General features: G+C 34.6%; 3 protein-coding genes and 1 pseudogene. 3 read left to right on the top strand and 1 reads right to left on the bottom strand.

Features of this window, described 5'->3' with window-relative positions; translation table 11 throughout:
- The first annotated feature begins 16 nt into the window (after positions 1–16).
- Positions 17–130 carry a hypothetical protein gene (locus tag FFR48_RS30445; protein ID WP_307722541.1) on the top strand — a complete coding sequence of 38 codons (114 nt, stop codon included), beginning with the start codon at positions 17–19 and terminating at the stop codon, positions 128–130.
- Here the strand turns inward: FFR48_RS30445 and FFR48_RS26820 are convergent.
- Positions 116–802, bottom strand: coding sequence for an SDR family oxidoreductase (locus tag FFR48_RS26820; RefSeq protein WP_137669455.1), 687 nt, complete (start codon positions 800–802; stop codon positions 116–118). The two genes, FFR48_RS30445 and FFR48_RS26820, sit on opposite strands and share 15 nt — an antisense overlap.
- 357 nt (positions 803–1159) lie before the next feature.
- Here FFR48_RS26820 and FFR48_RS26815 point away from each other — a divergent pair, with 357 nt between their 5' ends.
- The gene (locus tag FFR48_RS26815; protein ID WP_236104204.1) at positions 1160–2782 is read left to right on the top strand and encodes a WD40 repeat domain-containing protein; all 1623 of its coding nucleotides are present in this window, start codon (positions 1160–1162) and stop codon (positions 2780–2782) included.
- Positions 2779–2886: pseudogene (locus FFR48_RS29780) on the top strand (ABC transporter ATP-binding protein); the annotation flags it as partial. The gene FFR48_RS26815 and the pseudogene FFR48_RS29780, both read left to right, overlap by 4 nt.

Below are 2886 nucleotides of genomic sequence, written 5' to 3'. Positions count from 1 at the left end.
CAATTACCAATTACCAATTACCAATTACCAATTACCAATTACCAATTACCAATTACCAATTACCAATTACCAATTACCAATTACCAATTACCAATTACCAATTACCAATTACCAATTACCAATTACCTAAATCAAACTCTACAAATTCTGGTAAACCTGGATAAATCATATTTTTATCTAATGCAGACAAAACTTGATTATTAGCATTAGTAGAATTTAAACAACGACAAACTAATTCAGCAACATCAGCACGGTGAATACTACCAACAATTCGGGGATCTGCGGTTAAAATACCATTACCTGTAGATGGTTCTGATTTTAAACCACCGGGACGAATAATGGTATAGTTGAGTCCGCTATTTATCAGGTGTTGTTCTGCTTTTTCCTTTTCAATTAATACTGGTTTGAGTGCTTCTAAAGCTTGAGGAGGAAGCGCACCTACACTATCACCACAACCAATAGATGTTACTAAAATAAACTTTTGTACTTTAGCTTTGACTGCGGCATCAATTAAATTTTTATTACCAATAAAATCTGGTTTGACACCATCTGTAGGTAAACCACCAAGGGTACTAATTACAGCTTGGATAGGTTCATTGCCTAAAAGTGCTTTTTCTACATCATCCACTTTTAAAGCATCTCCGAATACTGGATGAACAGCAATAGCTTCTAATTCCTTAGCGGCTACTTCTGTTCTCAAGAGTGCTTTTACCTTCATATTGTGTGCTGTCAAATATTTGGCGATTTCTTGACCAACACCACGACTAGCTCCAGCGACAAAAATGTAAGATGTAGTTGACATAGTGATTTTCTCAGATAGATCCTTTGATTACACAAATAATTAATATATCCTGGTTTGCTCAATTTGGTAAATTCCTGCTATAAGATTGTATCAGCCAAGATTTTGATTTACTGACATAAACCTTCTTAGTGACTATAAATGTTGCTCTAGAAACAGTAAGATGTTTTCAGAGTTAGTTAGAATTTATGGAAATCATTTAAATTTGTTTTTATCTCATTTTCTGACAATCTGCTTTAAATATCAGTTCCTATTTTTCAGATTGTTAAATTTGCTTAATCTTTATTTCACTAAAGGTTATAAAATTGGTTAAATTTCTTAGTATAACTTACATTAGGTATGCAATAGTGTGTCACTATCATGCAGATGGATTGGATTAGTTTACTCAAAGCGCAACAAACGGACTTCCTGCAAAGGGTGAAAAAACCCAAGACAATTGATCTATCTCTTTTGGAAGGTCAAGTCAAAGGTTGTCACAGTGAAATTATGGTATTTTGGGGCGATTCTTTGGCAAAAATTCTGGAATGTTCTCGTAAACAAGCAGAAATTCTGGCCAAAAATCCACCACCCATGCCTCCAGAATATCCTGAACCACCAGATTGGACAATTCCCTTTCCTAAATTTTTTCAAAGTCAAGCGGAAGATTTTCTTGTGCGTGAACAAATTGTAGATCGGGTAATCATAGAACGCTTGGGTAAATTAGTGAAAAAAGTGCCACAAGACACTTTAGAAAATATGGTTTTGGATGATGAGGGAAATTTGCGCGGTGAAAGTAAGTTTACTTATATTTTAAGTAATAATTCCCAAATCAGTGTACAAGTTCACGTAGCGGATGGAGAAAGTTTTAACGGCATTAAAAAAGATAAAATTCGTTGGACGGTAACACAGGAAGATGTGAAAAACCACCAAGTATTAATTTTCTTGTGTTTGTTTTATCCAGGACATACAAAGTTAGGATATCAAAAACAAACAGTGATCACTGGTTTTTTACCTACAAATCAAGTTCAATTTTCTGAACCAAAGTTGTATTTACATCCGAGTAGTTTATTGTATGCTGGTGGTTTAAATTGGTATTTGGAATTTATCAATGGCAATAAAAATGGCAATAAATATGATTCATCCATCACCGATCATAAAATGATGGTGGAAGTGATTCAGACGTTGCCTTCAGAACATCCACAAAAGCATATTATTGGTGATTGGGAATGTTGGCAAACATTAAAAGGACACACGCGAGGAATTAACTGTTTAGCTTATGCTATTAAAGCTTTAACAGTGAAAGATTTGGGTGGTCATAATGTGAAAACTATCCCAATTTTAGCTAGTGGTAGTCGTGGTGAGACAAAGTTATGGGATTTATCTAAAGGTGAATTAATTGAAACTTTAGCAGAATATCCTTGGTCTGTTTCTGGTGTGGTAGATGAAGTTAATTCTTTAGCTTTTAGTACCGATGGACAAACTTTAGTTAGTGTAGGTGCTGATTCTACGGTTAAAATTTGGCATACTGGGGCGTTAGATTTAATTGATATCCTGCATAAACATCAAGGTAGTGTGCGTTGTGTGGCGTTTACTCCTGATGGTAAAAGTTTAGCAACTGGTGGAGATGATAGAAAAATCTTGTTTTGGAATTTGCGCGATCGCCTAGTAGAAAATACTTTATGTTTAGATGATACTGCTGCCCATTCAATGGTATTAAGTCAAGATGGCAAAATTTTGGTGACAGGTAGTTATCGCAAAATCAAAGTTTGGCGTTTAACATCTTCATTTAATAATAGAAATCAGCAAGAAATTAAACCTGTACATATCTTAATAGGTCATTCTCACATTGTTAATTCTTTGGCTATGAGTGCTAATGGTAAATATTTAATTAGTGGTAGTCAAGATAAAACTGTGAGAGTTTGGAATTTAGTAACTGGGGAATTAATGCACACTCTCAAAAGTCATCGAGAAGGGGTTTATGGTTCCCTAACTCAACAAATATGAGTAATGCAATTTTGACAACCCACAATTTGACTATTGGTTATCAAACATCCCGAAAAAATTTTCGGTGTGTAGCAGAGAATATTTCTGTATCTTTGCAAGCTGGG

Origin of the sequence: Sphaerospermopsis reniformis, from assembly GCF_005402885.1 — a bacterium.
GTDB lineage: Bacteria > Cyanobacteriota > Cyanobacteriia > Cyanobacteriales > Nostocaceae > Sphaerospermopsis > Sphaerospermopsis kisseleviana.
This window is presented reverse-complemented; position numbering and strand designations above follow the sequence as displayed.